This is a genomic window from Psychrobacillus sp. NPDC093180, assembly GCF_044754065.1.
In the GTDB taxonomy this organism is placed as follows: Bacteria; Bacillota; Bacilli; order Bacillales_A; family Planococcaceae; genus Psychrobacillus.
Window position 1 is genome coordinate 158,256 of sequence record NZ_JBIVOJ010000001.1, and the last position, 24,598, is coordinate 182,853.

Sequence of the window (24,598 nt, forward strand, 5' to 3'; positions counted from 1 at the left end):
GAGGAATGTCAAGTGAAACAAGAGAATGAATTATTATTATTTCGTAAATCTATACAAGCATTTGCGAAGAAATATATAGAAGCCGATTATTTGAAGTGGGAAGAGGAAGGAAATATTCCAAGAGAACTTTGGAGGAAGTTGGGTGAAGAAGGATTTCTTTGTGTAGATATCCCTGAGAAATACGGCGGTTTAGGGGCTCCAAATGTATTTTCTTCCTTAATTGTGGAAGAGCTTAATCGGTTAGGCTATGCATCGATTGCCATCAACCTGTCTGTACATTCCAATATTATTGCCCATTACATTCTAGGCTCAGGCAGGGAAGAACAAAAGAACAAATACTTACCGAAAATGGCTTCTGGAGAAATGGTCGGTGCGATTGCGATGACAGAGCCAGATGCAGGAAGCGATCTCCAAGGGATAAAAACGAAAGCAAGCCTCATGAAGGATGAATCTGGATATCTTCTAAATGGTTCCAAGACCTTCGTCAGCAATGGTCAGCATTGTGATTTTACAATAGTGGTTGCACGGACAGATTTGGAGGTTCCAGCTTCTAGGGGTACTACGTTATTCATTGTAGATATTCCTGCTGATGGGCTTGAACGTGGGAAAAATCTTGATAAAATAGGACTTTTATCTTGTGATACATCGGAAATGTTTTTAGAGAATGTAAAAGTGTCGAAACAGGCTGTTTTAGGTGAGGTGAATCAGGGTTTCATCACGTTAATGAAAGAATTGCCAAGAGAGCGGCTCACTATTGCAATAGGTGCCTTAGGAGCAGTAGAGGGAGCTTTAGAGCTAACAATAGAGTATGTCAAGGAACGGAAAGTCTTTGGTAAATCAATCAGTGATTTCCAAAATACACGTTTTAAAATTGCTGAAATGATGACGGAAGCAAGAGTGAATCGTGCATTTGTCCAAGAATGCCTTGATCTTCTTGAAAAAGGGGAATTGGATACCGAGACAGCGAGTATGGCAAAGCTCTCTTGCACAGAGGCGCAAGGAAAAATCACCGATCAATGTTTGCAATTATTTGGTGGATACGGCTATATGCGTGAATATCCAATCGGCCGTGCTTTTGTAGATGCAAGGATCCAACGGATTTATGGCGGAACATCGGAAATCATGAAAGAAATCATTGGCCGGGGTATTTTCGGAAAATAAAAAAATGTATAGGGGAAATGGAATGGGAATTTTACAAGGACTGAAGGTATTGGATTTTTCGACACTATTGCCAGGACCTTTTGCTACATTGATGTTAGCGGATATGGGGGCAGACATTATTCATGTGGAGTCGCCAACTCGGATAGATTTGGTAAGAACAATAGAACCGGTAGATCAAGAAGGGATTTCAGCAGCTCATCGTCATTTGAACCGGTCGAAGAAATCTTTGGCTCTTGATTTGAAAGATTCGGAATCAATCGAAGTTATCCATTCTTTACTTCAAGACTATGACATCGTGATAGAACAATTCAGACCTGGCGTTATGACTCGGTTGGGGTTGGACTATGAAGCACTTAAGAAAATCAATCCAAGAATCATCTATTGTTCAATAACAGGCTATGGACAGACCGGACCTTATACCAATCGAGCTGGGCATGATACGAATTACTTATCCCTTGCAGGTGTAATGAATTATTCACGTCGCAAGGGGGAACGTCCTCCGGTATTAGGCGTCCAAGTGGCGGATATTGCAGGGGGGTCTTTGCACTCGGTTATCGGTATATTGGCTGCTGTTTATCATCGTGAAAAGACAGGTGAAGGTCAATATATAGATATTAGTATGACGGATACGAGCTTTTCTTTGAATGCTCTTTTCGGTTCAGGTTATTTGGCACACGGTGTGGAACCAAAGGCTGAAAATCTGATGCTAAACGGTGGAGAGTTCTATGACTATTACGAAACGAAAGATGGACGTTATTTTTCAGTCGGAAGTCTTGAACCTTCATTCCGGAAGATGCTTTGCGAGTCACTCGGAGCAATTGAATTAATGGAAATAGCGTTTAGTGAGAAGCAAGAAGATAAAGCAAAGTTCAAACAGAAATTAACGGCAAAATTTTTAACGAAAGACTTCCATGAATGGTTGGAAATTTTCAACGATGAGTTTGATGGCTGTGTGGAGCCAGTACTGACGTTTGCGGAGGCAATAGAACATCCTCAAATTAAAGCTAGGGAAATGGTCGTTGAAGTGCCAAATGAAAATGGGACTCTACAAAAACAGATCGCCTTCCCAATCAAATTTTCCAAGAACACGGCTGTTTATCGACATACAGGAGGGCAAGTGGGTGAACACAATGAGGCAATATTACGCGAATATAGTCAATTAAAAAATCCTTTATAAAGGAATCGAAAATAGGGGGCATCAGTATGAATGAACAGGCAGTTTTAATAGAAAAAAGAAATCGGGTCGCTTGGATTTATTTAAACCGTCCGAATGACATGAATGCCATATCAAAAGAAATTTTAAAAGGATTAAAGGAAGCAATCATAGCTGTGGAGGCTGATGAGGAGATACGGGTTGTTGTATTGACTGGAACAGGGAAAGCTTTTTGCGCTGGTGCAGACTTGAAAGAATTGATGCGGGATTTAGAGAATAATAGACCTGGACAAAAGAATCTTTTGGATGAGGTTGATTCTATTTTTGGGAAATTGTCAAATTTAAGTAAACCGTTAATAGCGGCATTAAACGGCATTACATTGGCGGGTGGTCTGGAGCTTGCGATGTCTGCAGATATTGTTATTGCATCTGAAAAGGCTAAAATCGGGGATGCCCATTCGAACTTCGGTGTATTGCCTGGGGCTGGTGGTTCTGCTAAACTACCTCGCATCATCGGTGTGAATCGGGCAAAGTATTTATTGTTTACGGGTGATTTCATATCAGCCAACGAGATGAAAGAATATGGACTTGTTCATGATGTGGTAAGTCAAGAAGAGCTTGAGTCGATTGTACAATCGATTGCCGAGAAGATTGGGGAGAAAAGTCCCCTCGTTTTGAAGAAGATGAAACAACTTGTACACGATGGTTTGGAACAGCCTTTGGAACTTGCATTAAAACAAGAGCTGTTGAGTTTGAAAGCACATACACAATCCTATGACATGCTAGAAGGATTAAAAGCGTTCGCTGAAAAAAGAAAACCGGAATTTAAAGGATATTAAAAGGGGGATATGCAAAATGAATATTGAAAACAAAGTGGCTATCGTAACAGGAGGGGCTTCCGGTTTAGGGTTAGCAACCGTAAAAGCATTGGCAGAAAAAGGAGCAAATGTGGTCATTTTCGATTTGAATGAAGAAAAAGCGCAACAAGCATGCGATGAACTTGGAGAAAGTGTTTCATATGCAGTAGTAAACGTGTCAGATGAGGCTTCCGTTCAAGCTGGAATCGAGAAAACAATAGAACAACATGGCGCACTCCATATTTGTGTCAATTGTGCAGGAGTTGGGACACCACAAAAGATACTCGGCCGTTCAGGTGTGATTCCCTTTGAGAATTTTAAAAGAGTCGTTGATATCAATTTGTACGGGACATTTAATGTACTTCGGTTAGCGGCAGAGCAGATTGCCAAAAACGAGCCACTTACAGATTCTGGCGAGCGAGGTATTATCATCAATACCGCATCCGTTGCGGCTTATGAAGGACAAATGGGACAAGCGGCTTACGGTGCAAGTAAAGCTGGGGTGGTCGGATTGACATTGCCTGCTGCTCGGGATCTGTCCTCGTTCGGTATCCGAGTGAATACGATTGCACCAGGGCTTTTTCGCACACCATTAGCTGATACATTGGATGATCATGTAGTAGAGAAATTGGAGAAATCCGTGGAGTTCCCGAAACGTTTGGGAAAACCATCAGAATATGCAAGCTTAGTGTCATTCATGATTGAAAATGAGTATATCAACGGGGAAGTTGTTCGGATAGATGGCAGCATCCGCATGTCACCTAGATAAAACGAACTTAGCTCAGTGGAGATATTAATGCCCGATAAGACCTGAGAAGTGTCATGCAAAACTATAATTAAGGGGAATTTAGATATGATCGTGAACTTCGGGAGATTGTTATTCAATCAAGTACAACAAAATGGAAATAAAACCGCACTTGTCAATATCGAACGGAATCGTAGCTTTACCTTTAAAGAATTGCATTCCATTACGAATAAAGTCTGTCATATGATGAAAAACCAATTTGATATGGGATTTGGTGATGTTTATGTTAATTTGCTTGAAAACGATAATAATAGTCTCTTAAGTCACTGGCTTTGGAAGGGGGCAGCCACTGGAGCGTGGTTGAATTATCGTGATTCATTCGAAGAGCATATTTATCAGGTAGATTATGTGAAACCTAAAATCGTTTTCATCGAGAATGCCGTTTTGAAGAAGGAACATTATTATGAGGCATTCAAAGAAAGGAACATCGCAATGATTGTGATGGATGAACTAGAAGAGGAGTTGCCAGGGGTACATTACTTATGGGACTTACTTGAAAATGAAAGCGATGCGGAAACGAATGTTGAGTATGACAAAGATCACCATATCGTTTTATATAGATTCACTGGAGGAACGACAGGTAGAGGGAAATGTGCCATGTATACGTTGCGAAATAAGTTGGGAGCTATGCAACAGGCTTATGCCTATGCTGAAGAGTTGTTTCATGAAAACTCAAAGTTTCTTCACGTGACACCTTTAAGTCATGCGAGTTCCTTAATTGTTCTACCTATCTATTTTAAAGGTGGAACAAATTATACTATTAATCTTCCGGACTTGGAGTTGTTATGTGAAGCTATTCAAATAAACAAATTGACTAGTACATTTGTAGTTCCGACTTTGCTCTACAGGCTATTGGAGCTAGGTTTAGAAAGTAAATACGATCTAACCAGTCTGGAAAGAGTGTTTTATGGAGCTTCTCCTATGAGTCCATCTAAGCTAGAAGATCTTCAAAGCAAGTTCAGCAATATTTTCATCCAAGGATATGGATCTACTGAAGCATGGCCATTAATAATGGTGCTAGGTCGTAAAGATCATATTATCGAGACGGACGAGGAGCGGAACAGATTGAATTCGGCCGGGCGACCTCTTCCAGGTGTTGAATTATCCATCATGGACGAGGAAGGCAAAGAAATGGCATTTGGTGAAATCGGGGAGATCTGGATTCGCAGTGAATCAGTCATTCAAGGATACTATCGTGCACCAGAAGAGACGGCAGCTGGTTTTTCCGAAGAGGGTCACTGGAAATCGGGGGATCTGGGTTATATGGATGAATCCGGCTTTGTTTACATTGTGGACCGTAAAAAAGATATGATCATTACAGGTGGCTTCAATGTCTACGCTGTAGAAGTGGAAAATGTCATTAATTCACACCCGGCTGTATTTCAATCAGTCGTTGTCGGCATCCCGCATGAAGAATGGGGGGAAACCGTTGTAGCTGAAGTGGTGCTGAAAGATGGCCAGAATGTAACCGATATGGAATTGATCGAATTTATGAAAGGCAAAATCGGTTCTTATAAAATTCCTAAAACAATCAGCATTGTTAACGAGCTACCTGTCACGACAGTTGGAAAAGTGCTTAGAAGGTTTGTTCGTGATAAGTATTGGAAAGAAACAGCTCGGAATGTTCATTGATTAAGTAATTTTCATCTTATTTTATTTGAAAAGGGGAAGGTAAATGAATATTGTAGAAATGCTAGAAGTGAATGCGCTTAGACACCCCAAAAAAGAGGCGTTAATTTATCAAAATAGAACGTACTCTTACGATGAATTTAATGCAAAAGTGAATCAACTAGCTCATGGTTTCGTAAAAGCAGGTGTTAAAAAAGGTGATAAAATCGCGATGTTCATGAAAAACTCTGCTGATTTTGTTTTCACATACTATGCAGGTGCCAAAATTGGGGCTGTGCTCGTTCCGATAAACTTCCGATTGTTATCCAAGGAAATTAACTATATTGTGAATCAGTCCAATTCAAGTTTTATTGTTGCAGATCAAGCGTATGAAGATATTGTTTTGGAAGCAATAAAAGAAATCCCATCAATTCGAAAGCAATTCTCTGTACCTTATGCAGTAAACGAATATTTTACGTCCTTCTCAAACGTTTTTATGGAGAATAAGGAAAACCCAAGTATTCCGTTAAATGGTACAGACGATTTACATTTGCTTTATACTTCAGGGACAACAGGGTTCCCGAAAGGTGCATTGTTTGATCATGATCGCGTCAAATATGTGGCATTACAGTTTGTCTTAACGTTGAATTACCATACAGATGAACGAATTATGAATTTTGCACCCTTGTTCCATTGTGCACAATTGACGATTGGTATGCTTAGTGGGTTTTATATTGGTGGTACGACGGTCGTCTATCGTGATTTTGATCCACGTGTGATACTCGCGGACATCAAAAAGTATCGAATTACTAGCTTTTTAGCTGTCCCGACGATGCATATTGCATTTATTAACACACCAAAAGATGAGAATTTTGATTTCTCGACAGTAGAAAAAGTGGTTTATGGTGCTGCACCTATGTCCGAGGATGTGGTTCGTAAGTGCATAGACTATTACGGTACCGACCAAATGTATAGTTTATGTGGCCAGACCGAGGGAGGTCCCAACGGAATTGTCTTATATCCGAAAGATCACCAAAAGCATGCTGGAATGGCAGGAAAAGGTTCCTCGTTGTTTACTTTAGTGGATATTGTGAATGAGCAGGGGAAATCTGTAGAGCCAGGTGTAGTCGGTGAACTCATACTCAAAGGTCCAACTATTATGAAAGGGTATTATAACAACTCCGAAGCAACAGTGAAGGCGATTATTAACGGCTGGCTTCATACCGGAGATTTAGCAATGAAAGACCAAGATGGATATATTCAACTGGTCGATCGGAATAAAGATATGATCATTTCAGGTGGAGAAAATGTCTATTCCATTGAAGTGGAGAATACAATTGGCATGCATACTAAAGTTGCTGATGTGGCAGTCATTGGAAGCCCTGACTCGAAATGGGGAGAACTTGTTACGGCAATAGTAGTGAAAAAACCTTCTGAAGAAGTTACTGAAAAAGAAATTATTGATTTCACTCAAGCCAATATTGCACGTTTCAAAGCTCCTAAGAAAGTGATTTTTGTAGATACTTTGCCTAGGAACGCCTCTGGAAAGCTGATGAAATATCAGCTAAGGGAAGCTTATACAGATATGGATGTTTACTTAAAGTGAATTTTGTTAATTTTTCATCTACAAAGGGGTGGGAATAATGGAAAAAGCGGCTATTATGGAAACTGCAAATAGCAAGCATGATTATTTTACGGAAGAACATTCCATATTTAGGGACTCTTTGAGAAAGTTTCTTGAAAAAGAAGCGATCCCTTATTTTAATCAGTGGGAAGAAGAACGAATTGTGCCACGTCATTTTTGGAGAAAGATGGGCGATAATGGGTTTCTGTGTCCCTGGATAGATGAGGAATATGGGGGTCTTGGAGCAGATTTTATCTTTACTGTTATTTTAAACGAGGAGCTATCCCGCATCGGGTTAGGCTTGGGGGGAATTGATCTTCATAGTAGCATTGTAGTTCCCTATATTAATAATTTTGGTACGGAACAACAAAAGCGAAAGTATTTGCCCGGATGCATGAATGGAGAGATCATTACCGCCATCGCTATGACTGAGCCGGGTGCTGGTTCCGATTTGGCAGCCATTAGTACAACTGCTATTAAAGATGGTGATAGCTATATATTAAACGGTCAAAAAACCTTTATTTCCAATGGAATTCAATCTGATTTGATTGTCGTTGTTGCTAAAACAAATCCAAAAGCAGTACCAGCACATAAGGGAATTAGCTTATTTTTAGTGGAGAAAGATATGCCCGGTTTCTCCCGTGGAAGAAAGCTGGATAAAGTTGGAATGCACAGTCAGGATACAGCAGAATTAGTTTTTGAGAACGTCAAAGTTCCAGCAGCTAATTTACTAGGGGAAGAAGGGAAGGGATTCTATCACTTAATGAAAGAATTGCAACAAGAAAGAATTCTTTCGGTCGTAAGTGCTCAGGTTGCAGCGGAGGATATGCTGAGTATGACAATTGATTATGTGAAGGAACGTACGGCTTTTGGACAACCAATTAGTAAATTCCAGAACACTCAATTTAAACTAGCGGAAATGGCAACGCATGTTCAATTAGGTCGAACATTTTTGGAAGATTTAATTGTAAAACATATGTTGGGAAAAGATATCCAAAAAGAAGTGTCCATGGCCAAATGGTGGATCTCCGATAATGCGAGAAAAATGGCACCTGAGTGTATGCAACTTCATGGTGGATATGGATATATGGAAGAATACAAAATTGCTAGACGTTACCGCGATATTGCCGTTGTTCCCATTTATGCTGGGTCAAATGAAATTATGAAAACCATTATTGCAAAGAATCTTGGATTATAACAAGAAGTAAATCGTGATAAATGTGATGGAGATGACATATAACTTAATGTGTAAAGCTCGTCCGCGTATAGATTTAAAATAATATGACACATGGGGAAGAGGGAGTGCAATGGTCGATACTAATCAATCAATTGAAAAGAGTACAATCTCCAAAACAATGAAACGTATTCTACCTTTTATTCTATTATTGTATGTTATTGCTTATTTGGATCGAGTCAATTTAGGCTATGCAGCCTTGGAAATGAATGCCGATTTGGCGTTGACTGCAGAAGTTTTTGGTCTACTGTCAGGAATCTTTTTTATTGGATATTTCTTCTTTGAGGTACCTAGTAATATGATCATGAGTAAAGTGGGTGCAAGAATTTGGATAGCACGAATTATGCTCAGTTGGGGTGTTGTTGTAATCTTAACTGGTTTTGCACAATCTGCCATGCATCTTTATATTTTGCGATTTTTACTTGGTGTTGCGGAAGCAGGTTTCTTCCCTGGAATAATCCTATATTTAACCTATTGGTTTAGAGCATCAGAACGTGGGAAAGCAACGGCCGCTCTTGTATTGGCCCTCCCCATAGGAGGAATAATAGGTGCTCCATTATCCACATGGATCATTGACAATATAACGTGGGCAGGCATGGAAGGTTGGCGTTGGATGTTCATTTTAGAAGGGATACCAGCTTTGATATTAGGTGTTATCGTTATATTCTACTTAACGAACAGACCTGCTGATGCAAAGTGGCTTACGCATGATGAGAGAGAATGGTTGGAAAGTGAGCTGGCAACTGAAAGAAAGATTACCTCTTCCATAAATAAAGTATCAAAACTAGAGATGATTAAGGATTTACGTGTCTGGAAGTTGTCATTACTATATTTTTCGGGATATTGTGCGGTGTATGGCTTGTCTTTTTGGTTGCCGACTATTATTAAATCTTTATCTGTCAGTACGACTTCTAATATGGAAATAGGCTGGCTAGCAATGATTCCTTCAATAGTTGGTATACCGGCAATTATTTTCTTTGGATGGAATGCAGATCGAACGGGTGCACATAAAACTCACTTGCTTTTTTGTTTTTTAGTAGCAATCATCGGGTTCATTGGATGTGGTCTCTCAGAGTCAGTTTTCATGGTGGTATTGATGTTAACCATCACTTCATTCGGTTTATATGGATTTACGGGTTGTTTCTTTGCTTATTTGACCTTCTTCTTTTCCGAATCTACGGCGCCAGTCGGCATAGCTTTGGTCAATTCATTTGCGGCATTAGGTGGATTCGTAGGACCGATGATTTTAGGATTGGTAAACTTACAACAAGGGATGTTTATCCTGTCGTTCTTATTAGTAATTGGGATACTCGCTTTAATGACGTTAAAGCTCGAGAAAAACATTGCTAAAAAAGAGGTCAGCCAAGCCGTACAATTGGAGCCTGTAAATCCAATTTACGAGGGGGAAGTGAAATGAAGACATTAGTAGAAGGAGATGTCATTTGGAGTCCTTCGGAAGATAGAATCAAAGATACCGTTTTGTGGAACTTTATGTCCTGGTTAAAGAGTGAAAAAGGTGTAGAGGTGGCCAATTACGCTCAGATGTGGAAGTGGTCTGTGGATGAACTAGAATCATTTTGGGAAAGTGTGTGGGAATATTCAGGTATAATTTCAAGTTCATCTTATTCGAAAGTTTTAGGGAAAACGGCGATGCCGGGGGCGGAATGGTTTCCAGGATCGACCTTGAATTTCGCTGAGAATATTTTTGCGCAAAGCAGGGATAATCAACCAGCTCTTTATTTCCGTTCCGAATTCATTTCAACACAAGAAACAAGTTGGTCGGAATTGAAGGCGCAAGTTGCATCTGTCGCAAAAGGATTAAAGGAATTAGGTGTAGAACCGGGTGATCGTGTTGCTGCCTATTTGCCAAATATACCGGAAGCGGTTGTTGCATTTTTGGCAACAGCGAGCATTGGTGCAATATGGTCAATCTGCTCTCCAGACTTTGGCTCCAGAAGTGTCGTAGATCGCTTTCAGCAAATTGAACCGGTCATTCTATTAGCGGTGGATGGTTACTCATATAATGGTAAAAAGTTCGATAAAAGGGATGAAGTGCAAACGATTCAAAAGTCTTTAACTTCATTGAAGCATACCATTTTTATACCTTATATCCAGGAGGAAAATTTGGAAGGGTGCATTCCATGGCAAACAATTTTAAGGCATGACGTACCCTTGACATTCCAAGCTCTTCCATTTGAACATCCTCTTTGGATCGTTTATTCATCCGGAACGACTGGATTACCTAAGCCAATTGTGCAGAGTCATGGTGGTATTATTATAGAATATAAGAAAACAATGATGATTCAACATGGTTACAAGCCCGAAGACGTTGTCTATTGGTTTTCTTCAACCGGCTGGGTTATGTGGAATATGTTAGTTGGTTGCTTATTGACGGGTTCAACCATTGTTATTTATGATGGCAGTCCCTCTTATCCAAGTATGGACATTCTTTGGGAGCTTGCTGAAGAAGTAGGTATAACTTTTTTCGGTACAAGTGCGCCGTTTATCTTAAATTCGATGAAAATGAATGTACGACCTCAAGAAAAATATGATTTATCTAAGCTGAAATCTCTATTTTCTACTGGTGCTCCATTGACTGGTGATGGTTATAGATGGGTTTACGAACATGTGAAATCGGATATTTGGTTGGTTTCCGCAAGTGGGGGTACAGATGTATGTTCCGCATTTGTAGGGGGAGTCCCAATAGACCCCGTCCGTATCGGTGAGATTCAAGGTCGATCATTGGGTGTTGCAGCGGAAGCGTTTGATGAAGAAGGGAATGCATTGACTAATGAAGTCGGTGAATTGGTCATTACAAAGCCAATGCCCTCTATGCCACTTTATTTCTGGAATGACAAGGAAAATAAAAGGTATCATGAAAGCTATTTTGAGGAGTATCCAGGCATTTGGAAGCATGGGGATTGGATAAAGATTGATGAAAAAGGACGTTGTGTCATTTACGGCCGCTCCGATTCCACGATTAACCGTTCTGGCGTAAGAATGGGAACTAGTGATTTGTATCGCATCATTGCCACATTGGATGAAGTGATGGATAGTTTAGTCATTGACTTGGAGATTAGGGGTAAAAGTGCATCTCTCATTCTCTTTGTCGTATTAAAAGAGGGTTATTCATTGAATGATGAATTACGTAGTAAGTTAAAAAAACAAATCCGGGAACATTTATCACCTCGATTTATTCCAGATGAAATTTATGCAGTGAAGGATATTCCGAAAACACTGAATGGGAAGAAGATGGAAGTGCCAATTCGTAAGTTGCTTCTCGGATTTGATGCTGAAAAAGTGATTAACACGGATTCAATGGGAAATCCCGATTCACTTAAGTTTTTTCTTGATCTAGCAACAAAATTTAATAAAAAACGCACAATGAAATTATTTTAATTCAAGGGGGTTTATAGAATGAGAGAAGTAGTCATTGTTGAAGGGGTTCGAACTGCAGTAGGGAGACGAAAAGGGGCTTTGGCCAATGTGCGACCAGATGATTTGGCAGCGGTCGTATTAGATGAAGTTGTGAAACGTGCTGGGATAGATAAAGGCGAAGTCGAAGATGTTATATTAGGTTGCGTCTCCCAAGTGGGCGAGCAAGCTATGAATATTGCCAGAACTTCATTATTAATTGCTGGGTTTCCGATCCATGTACCGGGAGTGACAATCGATCGCCAATGTGGATCGAGTCAACAGGCTTTGCATTTTGCCGCACAGGCGATTGCATCCGGTGATATGGATATCGTCATTGCAGGTGGAGTTGAAAGCATGACACGTGAGCCAATGTTTTCGAGTGGACTCGGTAAAGGTCCGAGTAAGAAATTGACAGATCAATATGAAATTCTAAACCAAGGGCTATCATCTGAGAGAATGGTGAAAAAATGGGAATTAACGAGAGAAGAATTGGATCAGTACTCTGTGAACAGTCATTTACGGGCATTCGAAGCAATTGAAAAAGGACATTTTGAAAATGAAATTGTACCAGTGGAAGTGGAGCAAGAAGATGGTACAACAACTTTGTTTGCTGTAGATGAAGGACCACGTACCGGGACGACTTTGGAGGTTCTGGGCGGATTGAAAACAGTTTTCGATGAGAACGGTGTTATCACTGCTGGGAATGCAAGTCAAATTAGTGATGGAGCTTCAGCTGTACTGCTAATGTCTCGTGAAAAAGCAGAACAATTGGGATTAAAGCCACGAGCTCGTATCGTTGCACGCTCCGCTGTGGGTTCTGACCCGACGCTTATGCTGACTGGTCCAATCGAAGCAACTAGAAAAGTGTTAAAAAAAGCGGGTCTTTCTATAAAGGACATCGATACCTATGAAGTGAATGAGGCTTTTGCACAAGTTCCTTTAGCGTGGTTAAAAGATGTTGATGCTGAATATGAAAAGTTAAATGTTGACGGGGGTGCTATTGCTTTAGGACATCCACTCGGTGCGACGGGAACAAAATTACTTGTTACGTTGTTAAATCGTTTAGAACGAAAAAACGAACGATTCGGTTTGCTTGCAATCTGTGAGGGAATGGGAATGGCGAACGCCACCATTATTGAGAGATTGGAGTAAGTCTACTCGTAAGTCAATAAAATATTTTAAAAGAAGAATATAAGTTTAAAACTGCCACGATTAGTATTAGAAGCACTTGCACTTGCAGAACAAGCAGGGGCAGAACTTAGAGGATAATACAAAAAGGAGCAGCACCAATAATGGTGTTGTTCCTTTTTTGCATTCATTCAGACCTGGTAATTGCCCATCGAATACTAAAACACATTCAGATTTATTTTTTAGCAGAAGACGTCCAGACTTTTCAAGAGTGCTCGAAAAATCTGGACGTAATTGATTATTTGCCTGTAAGCTGGCTAACTACGTTGAGTAATACGTTTGCTCCAACTATTAAGTCTGAATCTGTTGTAAATTCCTTAGGGTTATGACTAATCCCATCAATACTTGGGACGAAAATCATAGCTGTTGGGCAAATACGAGCGATCATTTGAGCATCATGCCCTGCACCAGATGTCATTCGGATTGATTGGAGCCCGTGGTCGCTAGCAACTTGCTCTATTAATTTAACAATTGTTTGGTCAAAAGTAACAGGATTGAAACGTACTAGTTGTTCGGATGTTATGGATACTCCTTCTGATGCCGCTAGTTCTTTCAAGTAGCCTGCAAGTGCTTGCTCTTCCTCCTGCAATCTCTGCTCGTTTGGATTACGCAAATCAACCGTGAATGTTGCCATAGAGGGGATGACATTAACAGCATTGGGCTTAAACTCAATAGTTCCAACTGTTGCAACCGTCGATCCATTTGAATTGTTCGCACGATCTCGTAAATATGTTATTACCCGCGCAGCAGCAAGTCCTGCATCACGTCGCATATCAGTTGGTGTAGTACCAGCGTGATTTGCAACACCCTCAATCGTAATACGCTGCCAAGTAATGCCTTGAAGATTCTCAACAGCTCCAATTGGAATACCCATTTTGTCAAGAATCGGACCTTGTTCGATATGAAGCTCAATATAAGCATGTGGCTTTAAAAAGCCGGGCTCCTTCGTACCAGCATATCCAATACGTTCGAGCTCCTTACCTAATCGTGTGCCATCCGTTCCTATTGCCGAAAGTGCATCGTCAACTGAGAGCCCACCAGCATACACGAGGGAACCCATCATGTCAGGCTGATAGCGCACTCCCTCCTCATTAGTAAATGCTGCAACTGCAATTGGACGGGTTGGCATAAAATCTTTCTCCTTCAAAGTAGTTATAACTTCAAGACCAGCAAGTACTCCATAGCAACCATCATACATACCAGCGTTAATGACTGTATCGATATGCGAGCCTAACAAAAGTGGTGCTTCCTTTCTATTTTCAGCACCATACCAGACCCCCAAAATATTACCGATTCTGTCGATTTCAACTTCCAATCCTGCTTCCTTCATCCAAATGACGAGTAGGTCACGTCCGGCTTTATCCGTATCTGATGCAGCTAATCTGGTTCGTTTCTTGTCATTATCTACCCCCATTTGACCAAGCTCTTGAAGGCGGCCGAGTAGACGATTGGAGTTGATGGATAGATTGAATTGAGTATTTGTCATGTTCAAGTCTCCTTTAATAAATCAAATGATAATGTTATAGTAATGGAATATTTATTTGAATAATACGATTATTGAATAGAATAATAAAAATATATTGAGGTGCTCATGATGCAAATGAAAGACTTTGTGATTGACGATAGTTTAAAAGATCTAACGAGCCATAATACAGTTGTGATGCCACTTGCATGTTATAAAATCACCATTAATCAAAATATTCATGGCTATATTCCACTTCATTGGCATGACGAAATTCAATTTGTTTTAGTCGTAAAGGGAGAAGCAATCTTTCAAGTAAATGAGGATTGGATAGAGGTGCGAGAAGGTGATGGACTGTTTATAAATAGCGGAAGCCTGCATATGGCCCAGGATAAGGAGCAGTCGGGCTGTGTCTATATTTGTTTAAATCTTTCTCCTTTTTTTGTTTTATCACAAGAACTCTATACTACTTATGTTAAACCTTATATTCAAGCAACTAATTTATCTTACTTATATATTGGGGTAAATGAAATATGGGGGAAAAATATATTAGATGCTGTTTTAGAAATCTATCAATTTATTGAGCAAAAAACCCAAAACTATGAAATTGATATAACGATTCAACTGGCCTTCATTTGGAAACAATTAATCGATAATGGTTGTAAATTAGAATATATTCAAACGGAAATATTAAAAAATCAACGAATGAAACAAATGTTAAGTTGGATACACCAGAATTATGGAGAAAAAATGATGTTAGAGGATATTGCGAAGGCTGGTCAGCTGAGCCGTTCTGAATGCTGTCGGTATTTTAAGCGGATATTAAAAACTACTCCATTAAATTATGTTATAGATTATCGTATTCAAAAAAGTCTATATTTATTGCAGCAAGATGATGCTACTATTACTGAAGTTGCTTACCAAGTTGGATTTAATAGCACAAGCTATTTTATTAATAAATTCAAAGCTTCTATAAACATGACTCCACTAGCATATAAAAACTCTAAAATTAATAATCGATAGTGCAAATGAGTGAGGATCTTACCATGTGTCAATAAACATATGGAAGGTATCCACACTCTTTTTGTCTTCAAAAATTTTCTTAAACAGAGCCTGTTAAGTAAAAAGAGGAAGTGAAACTAATTTCGAGTTGCTTTTCATATCTAGTTATCTAGTTGAATACGATCTAAACTATTTTTCCAGTTTGCTTTAATCGTATCTATTGCAAGATGTAAATCTTGTTTTTTAATGGCATCAATTATTTGTTGATGTTCATAATAGGATGTGTATTTGGTATCAATATGACTGAAATAATGTATTTCAATTCTTTGAATTCTTACTTTTAAACTTGAAAGTAAGGGAGGTAATTCTAAATTACTTGATAGTTGAATAATTCTATGATGAAATTTGTTATCCGCCTGAAGTATTGCATAAATATCTTCGGTTGCAATGGCTGTTTTAAAATTTTCATTAAGATGCTCCAATTCTTCGATGTCTTTTGAAGAAATATGAGGAAAGGCTTGCTCCAATGCTAAGCGCTCTAGTGTCCAAACAATAGAGTAGATATTTTTAGCCCCATTCAAGTCAATTGGAGATACTAACGTCCACCTATTAGCCTTGGTCACCACAAGACCATCACTTTCTAACCTCAGTAAAGCTTCTCGAATCGGGGTGCGGCTAATGCCTAGCTGCTCAGATAAATCCTGATCTCTTAATTTTGTGCCCGGTTCAAGTTCTCCAGTTACAATCCAAGTTCGTAGCTTATTATAAACCTCATCCTTCATAAACGTCCGCTTTAACTTAGTGTCACTCTTTTCAATCGTCACCTTCTAACACCTCACTGGGAAAATCATTCTTAATATGTAATATACCACAATTTGCTTTCTAATTATAAGCTTTAAGGAGAATAGGCACAAAGGGAAGACGAAAAGAAGGAATTATTTAAATATTATATCGAATGAAAAAATTATATTGACTAGTATGTGAAGTGTGATATATTACTCTTATAAAATAAAATTATTGCTTGAGGTCAAAATACGCAAAGTCTAGTTGGAAGATTGTAAACGTTAGAGATGCAATACTAGGTTTGGAAGCGTATACATTCATCAACTCTTTTGACAGGAGTACATTTTTTCTGAGACGAGTGTGAAATTTGGCAGAAGCTTAATTTGATAAGACGAAATAAGAAACCCTCAGGAGGAATTCAATTATGGTAAAAGAAGTAATTTCTACAGAAAATGCACCGGGAGCTATTGGACCGTATTCCCAAGCAATTAAAAAGGGTAAATTTATTTTTGTTTCAGGTCAACTACCCGTAAATCCTCAAACTGGTGAAATTTCAGAGGATATAAAAGAACAAACAATCCAATCTTTAAATAATGTGAAAAAAGTAGTAGAGGCAGCTGGAGCCTCTTTGGAAGATGTTGTGAAAACGACAGTGTTTTTGACAGACCTATCTAATTTTTCGGATGTCAATGAAATATATGGGAGATATTTTACAGGAGATTTTCCTGCTAGAAGCTGTGTAGAAGTATCCAGGTTGCCTAAAGATGTTGGTGTAGAAATAGAAGTCATCGCCATTTTAGAATAAATTACGAGGAGATTATAAATGAAAAATTTAATGGAAATTAACTATATTATCAATAAAAGTGCTGAAAGAAGAGATAGCGAGAAAGCATCGGTTGAATTTATGAATAGTGAAATAGCTGAAAAGGTGAGAAACTTTCACAAAAGCTTTCCAGAGTATAAAGTAACCCCACTTCACAGTTTAGATAAGTTGTCTAAACAATTCGGAGTTAGCCATATATGGGTGAAAGATGAATCTTATCGATTTGGACTGAATGCTTTTAAAGTATTAGGAGGTTCATTTGCTGTTGGAAAATACTTGGCAGAAATATTAAACGTTGATATTTCTACTCTTTCATTTGAAAAACTAAGAAGCAAAGAAGTGAAAGAGAAACTTGGAGAGATTACTTTTGTAACAGCAACTGATGGAAATCATGGAAGGGGAATAGCTTGGGCTGCAAACCAATTAGGACAAAAATCAGTCGTATATATGCCGAAAGGGTCTTCAGAAATAAGGTTGAACAATATACGAAAAGAAGGATCGGAAGCTTCTATAACAGATCTTAACTATGATGATACTGTACGGCTAGCAAGTCAGCAGGCTGAAGAAAATGGCTGGGTTTTGCTACAGGACACGGCTTGGGATGGATATGAAAAGGTGCCAGCTTGGATAATGCAGGGGTATGTAACTCTACTGGATGAAGCTATAGAGCAGATTGCTGAATCGGGCGTTGATAAACCTACGCATGTGTTTTTACAAGCTGGAGTTGGGTCTTTCGCTGGTAGCATGCTTGGATACTTAGTAGATAGATTCGGAGATGAACGTCCCACTACGGTTATAGTTGAACCGGATGGAGCAGCATGCTTGTACAAATCCATTGATGTCGGTGATGGAGAGCCGCATTCAGTAACGGGCGATTTGACAACGATTATGGCAGGTTTAGCATGTGGGGAACCAAGTACAACTTCTTGGGGTATTTTAAAGGATTACGCTGAGATCTTTGTTTCTTGTCCAGATTACGTAGCTGCTCGAGGTATGAGAATTCTTGCAAATCCATTAGGCAATGATCATCCTATTATTTCAGGCGAGTCTGGTGCAGTTGGTGTGGGATTAGTTAGTCTACTGGCTGAAAATGATATGCTCCATGACATGAAAAATGCATTGAATTTGAATAAGGATTCGAAAATTCTCATTATCAGCACGGAAGGTGATACGGATCCAGATCATTATAGAAAAGTAATATGGGATGGAGCATTTCCATCCGTATAAGTAAAGACAGAGCTACTTTATATAGTAAAAGATATCACCAAATTATGTCACGGGGGAGAGTAGTTAATATGAGCAATGAAAATTTGAAGAATCAGCTTACCGATTGGAGGCACTATCTTCACTCACATCCTGAAACTGCTTTTGAAGAAGAAAATACATCTCGATTTGTTGCAGAAAAATTACTAGAAATGGGTTATGAAGTGGTTACTGGAATAGGAAAAACGGGAGTAGTTGGTACATTAAAAAATGGCGATGGTTCAGGAATTATAGGAATTCGTGCGGATATGGATGCTTTAAACATTCAGGAAGAAACCAATCTACCATATGCTTCAAAATATCCTGGTAAGATGCATGCTTGCGGGCATGATGGGCATGTTACTACCGCACTTGGTGCGGCCAAATTACTTGCTGAACGCAAAAATTTTAACGGAACCGTTCGTTTCATTTTCCAACCGGCAGAGGAACATGGCGAAGGGGCACTTGCAATGCTAAAAGATGGCTTATTCGAACGATTCCCGATTGATGAATTTTATGGATTACACAATATGCCTGGTTTACCAGAGGGGCAAATCCATTCTAAAGTTGGAGGAATTTGTGCAAGTGAGGATAACTTTGAAATTCGTATAAAAGGGAAAGGAGGACACGCTTCTGCTCCGAACATGGGGGTAGACTCATTGGTGACCGCTTCTCAAATAATACTGGCATTACAAACCATTGTAGCAAGAAATATAGATCCGATCGACACCGCAGTTGTTTCTTGTACGGAAATTCATACTGACGGTACAGTTAATGTAATACCTACTAATGTGGTCATAACCGGTGACTGTAGAAGCTATAATCCAGAAGTTCAATCTCTTATTAAAGAGAGAATGCAAGCCATTTGTGAAAATATTTGTGAAGCTAACGGGGCAACCTGCGAATTCACTTATAGAAACTCCTTTTCAACAACTATTAATTGGGAGGAGTGTCATCATACAGCCGTGCAAGCAGCTACAAATGTACTTGGGGAAGCAAATGTCGTTGATCATGCACAACCGATGATGGGTTCAGAGGATTTTGGGCATTTTATTGATAAAATTCCAGGATGCTATGTCTTCCTAGGTGGGAAGCGTGAGGGAGAAGAAGTATATCCGCTTCACCATGCAAAGTTTGATTATAAAGATGAAAATTTAGTTCGTGGAGCAGAATTTTTTGCAGAGATCGTTCGTTTGAAATTACCAATTTGAGGTATCGTTGTACACAAATATAAGGGGGTTGCAAATTAGATTCTATCATGAAACCCTCTTTCATTCTTTGAAGGTTATCGTATTACTTGTCCGCATTTTGAAATGAAAGGGAAGGATTCAAATATACTTGTATTAAAACTGTGGGAATAACTAATTTGAAAATATTGGAAAACTCTAGATGATCAATATAATGGGGAGTATAAACCTACACATCGAGATTCAGTATTATTGCAGTATCTCAAGTGTATGAAAGAAGTATTGTTAATAACTGTTATGACAATGACAAGTGATGCAGCAAGTGTACAACGCTGTATCTTCATTTGTTTCTGTGTCCTATAGAGTAGAAAATAGAAGGGGTGTTAATTATGCAAATAATCTATACTATAACAGATTGGCTATGGGCAAATGTAATCGGATACACTTTACTAGGTGTTGGTTTATACTTCACTATTAAACTAGGTTTCCCTCAGATTAAACATTTTATTCGGGCTTTTAGTACCATGAAAAAGAGTTTAAAAGGTGACGAAGGTGGACTATCTGGATTTGGTACTTTAATGGCTGCACTCGGCGGGCAATTAGGTACAGGGAGTCTAGTGGGGGTGAGTAGCGCATTATTTATAGGCGGTCCCGGCGCCATTTTTTGGATGTGGATGACTGCGTTGTTTGGTATGATAGTAAGTTTTAGTGAAACGGTTCTAGGGCAAGCTTTTCGAATTAAAGATAAAGACGGAAATTACGAAGGTGGACCGGCTTATTACATTGAAAAAGGCTTGAGAAATAAGCCATTGGCTATTCTAATTTCACTTCTTTATGTGTTTGGTATTGGTATTGCCATCGCTTCTATTCAGACGAATTCAATTGCAAACGCTTTTACGGGCGTCGTTAATATTAATCCTATTATTCCGGGAATATTTGTTGTGATTTTGGCATTTTTAGTAACCATCGGGGGAATGAAAAGATTAGTAAATGTATCGACTTTCATTGTCCCTTTCATGGTATTTGTTTACTTTTCTGTTGTACTTTTTATAGTGATCATTAACATTACTTATATCCCAACTATCTTTGGTGCTATATTTGAAAGCGCATTCACAGGGAAGTCAGCAGTTGGTGGAGTAGTCGGGTGGACTGTTGCAGAGGCATTTAGAAGTGGTGTTGCTAGGGGAATGTTTTCTAATGATGCAGGGAATGGTTCTGCTGCAATGATGCATGCTTCTGCTGATGTTAAACATCCAGTCGACCAAGGATTTTTAGCGATGATTGGTACTTTTATCACCACCATTATTATTTGTACAGCTACTGCATTGGCAATTTTGATGACGGGATCATTAGAATCAGGACAGGATGGTATATTATTATTGCAAACTGCTTTTGGTTCTGTTTTAGGAAATTTAGGTAGTTGGATTGTATTTTTGGCAATGTTTTTATTCGGATTTACGACACTATTAGCAGATATGCGTTATGGTGAATCCAATTTAACTTATATTTTTAAAGAAAAGAAGAAGTATCCTATTTTATCATACAGAGTCGTACTAGCTGTTATTCTTGTTATTGCAAGTGTTGTAGAATTGAATGTCATTTGGGCAGCCGTCGATCTAATCATAGGAATGATCGTATTTATCAACGTTATATCTTTACTGCTTCTTTTTAAATATGTTAGATTCATTTATCAACATTATTTTAGAGAAGTTGAAAAAGGCAACGATAATCCTAGATGGAATTATGATTTAGATATTACAAAAATTGATTTATCATATGTAGATGAACCACATTATAAGGAATCAACAGATGTGGAGACTAAAAATAAAAGAGTAGTATAATTTGAATTATCCATCTAAATATCCCAATAACGTACTTTTTTAAATGAATATTCATAATCTTTTTATTTCTCTTTATCATAAGAAATTTTTACTATAGGATATGAAACATCTCTCCAGTAGGATTTTTGCTACAGGAGAGATGTTTTTTACGTGATTAATTTTAGGTACCAGTTTCTAACACAAATCGGAAGTGTGTTAGAAACTGGTACTGTTTTTTTACCCGAATAACTGGGGCTAAGCAATAACGGGTATACTAAAAAGATGCTATATTATAGTTATCTAGTATCTAACAGCAGTCAGGAGGGGAGCCATGAGAATTTATTCAAACAAATGGTGGGAACAAGTGATCACATCGATAAATGATGGAATATTAGTCATCGATGAGTTTGAAAAAGTTCTATTTATTAACCCGGAATATTCCAGGATCACAGGGGTAGGGAAAGAAATAATAGGAAAGCTACTTTCTGCATATAGACCAGGCGCTCAATTACCGGAAACGTTGAAGGACGGGAAAACGAGAGTTGGTGTTTATCGTGAAATTAATGGTCGAGCATACGTAGTGGATATGGCTCCTATTGAAGAAAGCGGTAAAATTATTGGAGCAGTATCAGTTTGTAAAAGCATTAATGAAGTAAAGGATCTATCCAACGAGCTAAATAAGAAGGTAAAGCAAGTTATCGAATTACAAGAAAAGATTTCAACGCTTTCCAGTGTAAAATATACATTTGACCAAATTATTACGCAAAGTGCAGAGATGATCGACAATAAAAATATTGCAAAAAAGATAGCGGATTCAAATTTGCCGGTATTACTAATTGGAGAAAGTGGTACAGGAAAAGAGCTGTTTTCCCAATCTATCCATGAAGCCAGTGATAGAAGAAATCATCCCTTCATTGCTGTAAACTGTGCTACCATTCCAGACACGCTTATTGAAAGTGAACTGTTTGGATATGTAGATGGGGCATTTACTAGCGCGAAAAAAGGCGGTAAAGTGGGATTATTTGAAATGGCTAATAAAGGCACACTGTTTCTAGATGAGATTGGTGACTTATCCTATAATGTACAAGCAAATTTACTTCGCGTATTACAGGAAGGAACCGTACGAAGAATAGGGGCTTCAACGGAGATAGATGTAGATGTTCGAATTATCGCCGCAACACATCAAGACTTAAATCAAATGGCACAGAAAAATAAATTTAGACAAGATTTATATTTTCGATTAAATGTTGCTCATTTAACGATACCTCCTTTACGTAACCGAAGAGAAGATATCCCATTTCTAGTAGAACGCTTTTTACCGCCCAACTATCGTTTAAGTAAGGATGTTATGCAGTTTTTACAGTCCTATAGTTGGCCGGGGAATGTACGTGAATTAAAAAATATGTTAAGTTATGCTTCCTGCTTAGCGGATAATGGAATAATAGAAATGGATCATTTGCCTGAAGTTATGAAAAATCAAATAATAGAAGATAACATTCAAACTGATGGGACATTAAAATCAGTAGTTGCATCAGTGGAAGCTAGGTACATAAAGCACATGCTTAAGCGATATGAAAAGAATATTGAAGGTAGAAAATTAGCAGCAAATAATTTAGGCATTTCCTTAGCGAGTTTATATAATAAAATACGTAAATATGAACTTGAATAAAAGTTCATTCCAAAATAATAGAATAAATAGTAATCATTCTATTATTCTAGAATGATGTTTTAAAAGCGTAATTTCCATAGTGAAATTGCGCTTTTATTATGATGAGACAATAAAGTGATTCTTTCATTCTAAAAAACTAGAATATCGAGACGACAAAAAATTGAAAAATAGCAAAGACGAAAGGTTTTCTGAGTTGGCACAGAACTTGCATATCACTAAATTGCACGAAGGGGTGTATTACATAAGGGAGTGAGAAATTAGATGTTAGCTTTATTAGGATTTTTGACGATTGGTGTATTTTTATTAGCTATTTTTACAAAAAAACTATCTGTCATCGTATCGTTAGTTATTATCCCAATCATTTTCGGACTTATTGGCGGATTTGGAGCAGAAATTGGAGGGTTAATGCTTGATGGATTGATACAAGTAGCTCCAACGGGAATTATGTTAGTTTTTGCAATTATGTATTTTGGTTTAATGATGGATGTAGGATTATTTGATCCCATGATAAAAAAGATTATTCAAATCGTAAAAGGTGACCCCCTAAAAGTAGTAATGGGTACAGTATTTTTATCAATGATTGTTCATCTTGACGGTAATGGATCTGCCACTTTTATGATTACTATCACAGCCATGCTGCCTATATATGAAAAGCTGGGAATGAATCGACTTATTTTGGCAGGAGTAGTTGCACTTGGGGCTGGAGTTATGAATATAATTCCGTGGGGTGGACCAACCGCACGTGCGATGACTACATTAAATGCGGAAGCAGTAGATATATTTAATCCTGTCATACCAGCGATGGTTGCCGGGATTGCTTGGGTGTTAGTTGCGAGTTATTTAATCGGGCGAAAAGAGCGGAAACGTTTAGGTATTATTGATATAGAAAATATAGATTTTGATTTGGAGTTAGATGAAGAAACGAAAAAGATTCGTCGACCTAAACTATTTTACTTTAACCTATTGCTTACATTATTAATGCTTTGTGCATTGCTACTTGTTTGGCTTCCGATGCCAGTTGTATTTATCGTAGGTTTTATTGTCGCGTTAATGGTGAACTATCCAAAAAATGCAGATCAGCAAGCACGTATTTTAAGTCATGCAGGCAATGTTTTATTAGTTGCATCAATGATTTTTGCAGCAGGGATTTTTACTGGAATATTAAATGGAACTGGCATGATTGGTGAGATGGCTTCGGCACTTGTTCGTTTAATACCAGAGTCATTAGGTAATTATTTGCCTACTATTGTAGCTATTACGAGCATGCCTTTAAGTTTAGTTTTCACACCGGATGCGTACTATTTTGGCGTATTGCCAATCATAAGTGAAACTGCTTCAAATTTAGGGATTAATCCACATGAGATTGGTCGTGCAGCAATTCTTGGTCAAATGACCGTTGGTTTTCCATTAAGTCCTTTAACAGCAGCGACATTTATTTTAATTGGTTTAACGAAGGTTGACTTGTTTGAGCATCAGAAATTTATATTTAAATGGGCGTTTGGTACGACGATTGTTATGACAATTGTTGCTTTACTTACAGGCGCAATATCAATTTGAGGTGAA

General features: G+C 38.4%; 19 protein-coding genes. 17 read left to right on the forward strand and 2 right to left on the reverse strand.

Annotation, left to right across the window (positions count from 1 at the left end):
• Positions 1–12 precede the first annotated feature (12 nt).
• The 10 genes from ACIP9W_RS00855 to ACIP9W_RS00900 all read left to right on the forward strand — a co-directional run bounded on the left by ACIP9W_RS00855 (position 13) and on the right by ACIP9W_RS00900 (position 13,011).
• Entirely contained in the window at positions 13–1,161 is a 1,149-nt protein-coding gene (locus tag ACIP9W_RS00855; protein WP_400785158.1) for an acyl-CoA dehydrogenase family protein, read from the forward strand.
• A gap of 22 nt (positions 1,162–1,183) precedes the next feature.
• Positions 1,184–2,338, forward strand: coding sequence for a CaiB/BaiF CoA transferase family protein (locus ACIP9W_RS00860; protein WP_400785160.1), 1,155 nt, complete (start codon positions 1,184–1,186; stop codon positions 2,336–2,338).
• A gap of 26 nt (positions 2,339–2,364) precedes the next feature.
• On the forward strand, positions 2,365–3,153 hold the full coding sequence (locus ACIP9W_RS00865; RefSeq protein ID WP_400785162.1) for an enoyl-CoA hydratase/isomerase family protein: 789 nt from the start codon (positions 2,365–2,367) through the stop codon (positions 3,151–3,153).
• A gap of 16 nt (positions 3,154–3,169) precedes the next feature.
• Positions 3,170–3,940 (forward strand): SDR family NAD(P)-dependent oxidoreductase, encoded by a 771-nt coding sequence (locus ACIP9W_RS00870; RefSeq protein WP_400785164.1) that lies wholly within the window; start codon positions 3,170–3,172, stop codon positions 3,938–3,940.
• A gap of 84 nt (positions 3,941–4,024) precedes the next feature.
• The gene (locus ACIP9W_RS00875) at positions 4,025–5,608 is read left to right on the forward strand and encodes a class I adenylate-forming enzyme family protein (RefSeq protein ID WP_400785166.1); all 1,584 of its coding nucleotides are present in this window, start codon (positions 4,025–4,027) and stop codon (positions 5,606–5,608) included.
• A gap of 43 nt (positions 5,609–5,651) precedes the next feature.
• A complete protein-coding gene (locus tag ACIP9W_RS00880; RefSeq protein WP_400785168.1) occupies positions 5,652–7,190 on the forward strand; it encodes a class I adenylate-forming enzyme family protein in 1,539 nt (512 codons plus the stop codon).
• A gap of 37 nt (positions 7,191–7,227) precedes the next feature.
• Positions 7,228–8,406 carry an acyl-CoA dehydrogenase family protein gene (locus ACIP9W_RS00885; protein WP_400785170.1) on the forward strand — a complete coding sequence of 393 codons (1,179 nt, stop codon included), beginning with the start codon at positions 7,228–7,230 and terminating at the stop codon, positions 8,404–8,406.
• 109 nt (positions 8,407–8,515) lie between these two features.
• Complete coding sequence (locus tag ACIP9W_RS00890; RefSeq protein WP_400785172.1) at positions 8,516–9,859, forward strand: MFS transporter; 1,344 nt, start codon at positions 8,516–8,518, stop codon at positions 9,857–9,859.
• Positions 9,856–11,841 (forward strand): acetoacetate--CoA ligase, encoded by a 1,986-nt coding sequence (locus ACIP9W_RS00895; RefSeq protein WP_400785174.1) that lies wholly within the window; start codon positions 9,856–9,858, stop codon positions 11,839–11,841. Before ACIP9W_RS00890 ends, ACIP9W_RS00895 begins: the two co-directional genes overlap by 4 nt.
• A gap of 18 nt (positions 11,842–11,859) precedes the next feature.
• The gene (locus tag ACIP9W_RS00900) at positions 11,860–13,011 is read left to right on the forward strand and encodes a thiolase family protein (RefSeq protein WP_400785176.1); all 1,152 of its coding nucleotides are present in this window, start codon (positions 11,860–11,862) and stop codon (positions 13,009–13,011) included.
• A gap of 274 nt (positions 13,012–13,285) precedes the next feature.
• Here the strand turns inward: ACIP9W_RS00900 and ACIP9W_RS00905 are convergent, their stop codons facing one another.
• On the reverse strand, positions 13,286–14,533 hold the full coding sequence (locus tag ACIP9W_RS00905) for a Zn-dependent hydrolase (RefSeq protein WP_400785178.1): 1,248 nt from the start codon (positions 14,531–14,533) through the stop codon (positions 13,286–13,288).
• Positions 14,534–14,647: 114 nt separating this feature from the next.
• Here ACIP9W_RS00905 and ACIP9W_RS00910 point away from each other — a divergent pair, with 114 nt between their 5' ends.
• Positions 14,648–15,532 (forward strand): AraC family transcriptional regulator, encoded by an 885-nt coding sequence (locus tag ACIP9W_RS00910; RefSeq protein WP_400785927.1) that lies wholly within the window; start codon positions 14,648–14,650, stop codon positions 15,530–15,532.
• Positions 15,533–15,672: 140 nt separating this feature from the next.
• On the opposite strand, the gene ACIP9W_RS00915 is transcribed toward ACIP9W_RS00910, so the two are convergent.
• Positions 15,673–16,335, reverse strand: a complete 663-nt coding sequence (locus ACIP9W_RS00915; RefSeq protein ID WP_373287620.1) for a GntR family transcriptional regulator — start codon at positions 16,333–16,335, stop codon at positions 15,673–15,675.
• Between the two features lie 383 nt (positions 16,336–16,718).
• Here ACIP9W_RS00915 and ACIP9W_RS00920 point away from each other — a divergent pair, with 383 nt between their 5' ends.
• The 6 genes from ACIP9W_RS00920 (at position 16,719) to ACIP9W_RS00945 (ending at position 24,592) form a co-directional block, all read left to right on the forward strand.
• Complete coding sequence (locus ACIP9W_RS00920; protein WP_400785180.1) at positions 16,719–17,099, forward strand: RidA family protein; 381 nt, start codon at positions 16,719–16,721, stop codon at positions 17,097–17,099.
• A gap of 18 nt (positions 17,100–17,117) precedes the next feature.
• Positions 17,118–18,344: a diaminopropionate ammonia-lyase gene (gene dpaL / locus ACIP9W_RS00925; RefSeq protein ID WP_400785182.1), complete on the forward strand. Its 1,227-nt coding sequence runs from the start codon at positions 17,118–17,120 to the stop codon at positions 18,342–18,344.
• Positions 18,345–18,412: 68 nt separating this feature from the next.
• A complete protein-coding gene (locus tag ACIP9W_RS00930) occupies positions 18,413–19,570 on the forward strand; it encodes a M20 aminoacylase family protein (RefSeq protein WP_400785184.1) in 1,158 nt (385 codons plus the stop codon).
• A gap of 365 nt (positions 19,571–19,935) precedes the next feature.
• Positions 19,936–21,387 carry an alanine/glycine:cation symporter family protein gene (locus ACIP9W_RS00935; protein WP_400785186.1) on the forward strand — a complete coding sequence of 484 codons (1,452 nt, stop codon included), beginning with the start codon at positions 19,936–19,938 and terminating at the stop codon, positions 21,385–21,387.
• Between the two features lie 310 nt (positions 21,388–21,697).
• On the forward strand, positions 21,698–23,035 hold the full coding sequence (locus ACIP9W_RS00940; protein WP_400785188.1) for a sigma-54 interaction domain-containing protein: 1,338 nt from the start codon (positions 21,698–21,700) through the stop codon (positions 23,033–23,035).
• Positions 23,036–23,296: 261 nt separating this feature from the next.
• The gene (locus ACIP9W_RS00945) at positions 23,297–24,592 is read left to right on the forward strand and encodes a CitMHS family transporter (RefSeq protein WP_400785190.1); all 1,296 of its coding nucleotides are present in this window, start codon (positions 23,297–23,299) and stop codon (positions 24,590–24,592) included.
• Positions 24,593–24,598 lie beyond the last annotated feature (6 nt).

Excerpts from the sequence above, each read along its gene's own strand:
- ACIP9W_RS00905 (WP_400785178.1), bottom strand. The coding sequence starts at position 14,533 with ATGACAAATACTCAATTCAATCTATCCATCAACTCCAATCGTCTACTC.
- ACIP9W_RS00945 (WP_400785190.1), top strand. The coding sequence starts at position 23,297 with ATGTTAGCTTTATTAGGATTTTTGACGATTGGTGTATTTTTATTAGCT.
- ACIP9W_RS00860 (WP_400785160.1), top strand. The coding sequence starts at position 1,184 with ATGGGAATTTTACAAGGACTGAAGGTATTGGATTTTTCGACACTATTG.
- ACIP9W_RS00940 (WP_400785188.1), top strand. The coding sequence starts at position 21,698 with ATGAGAATTTATTCAAACAAATGGTGGGAACAAGTGATCACATCGATA.
- dpaL (WP_400785182.1), top strand. The coding sequence starts at position 17,118 with ATGAAAAATTTAATGGAAATTAACTATATTATCAATAAAAGTGCTGAA.
- ACIP9W_RS00920 (WP_400785180.1), top strand. The coding sequence starts at position 16,719 with ATGGTAAAAGAAGTAATTTCTACAGAAAATGCACCGGGAGCTATTGGA.
- ACIP9W_RS00930 (WP_400785184.1), top strand. The coding sequence starts at position 18,413 with ATGAGCAATGAAAATTTGAAGAATCAGCTTACCGATTGGAGGCACTAT.
- ACIP9W_RS00865 (WP_400785162.1), top strand. The coding sequence starts at position 2,365 with ATGAATGAACAGGCAGTTTTAATAGAAAAAAGAAATCGGGTCGCTTGG.
- ACIP9W_RS00870 (WP_400785164.1), top strand. The coding sequence starts at position 3,170 with ATGAATATTGAAAACAAAGTGGCTATCGTAACAGGAGGGGCTTCCGGT.
- ACIP9W_RS00875 (WP_400785166.1), top strand. The coding sequence starts at position 4,025 with ATGATCGTGAACTTCGGGAGATTGTTATTCAATCAAGTACAACAAAAT.
- ACIP9W_RS00885 (WP_400785170.1), top strand. The coding sequence starts at position 7,228 with ATGGAAAAAGCGGCTATTATGGAAACTGCAAATAGCAAGCATGATTAT.
- ACIP9W_RS00900 (WP_400785176.1), top strand. The coding sequence starts at position 11,860 with ATGAGAGAAGTAGTCATTGTTGAAGGGGTTCGAACTGCAGTAGGGAGA.
- ACIP9W_RS00880 (WP_400785168.1), top strand. The coding sequence starts at position 5,652 with ATGAATATTGTAGAAATGCTAGAAGTGAATGCGCTTAGACACCCCAAA.
- ACIP9W_RS00895 (WP_400785174.1), top strand. The coding sequence starts at position 9,856 with ATGAAGACATTAGTAGAAGGAGATGTCATTTGGAGTCCTTCGGAAGAT.
- ACIP9W_RS00910 (WP_400785927.1), top strand. The coding sequence starts at position 14,648 with ATGAAAGACTTTGTGATTGACGATAGTTTAAAAGATCTAACGAGCCAT.
- ACIP9W_RS00890 (WP_400785172.1), top strand. The coding sequence starts at position 8,516 with ATGGTCGATACTAATCAATCAATTGAAAAGAGTACAATCTCCAAAACA.
- ACIP9W_RS00935 (WP_400785186.1), top strand. The coding sequence starts at position 19,936 with ATGCAAATAATCTATACTATAACAGATTGGCTATGGGCAAATGTAATC.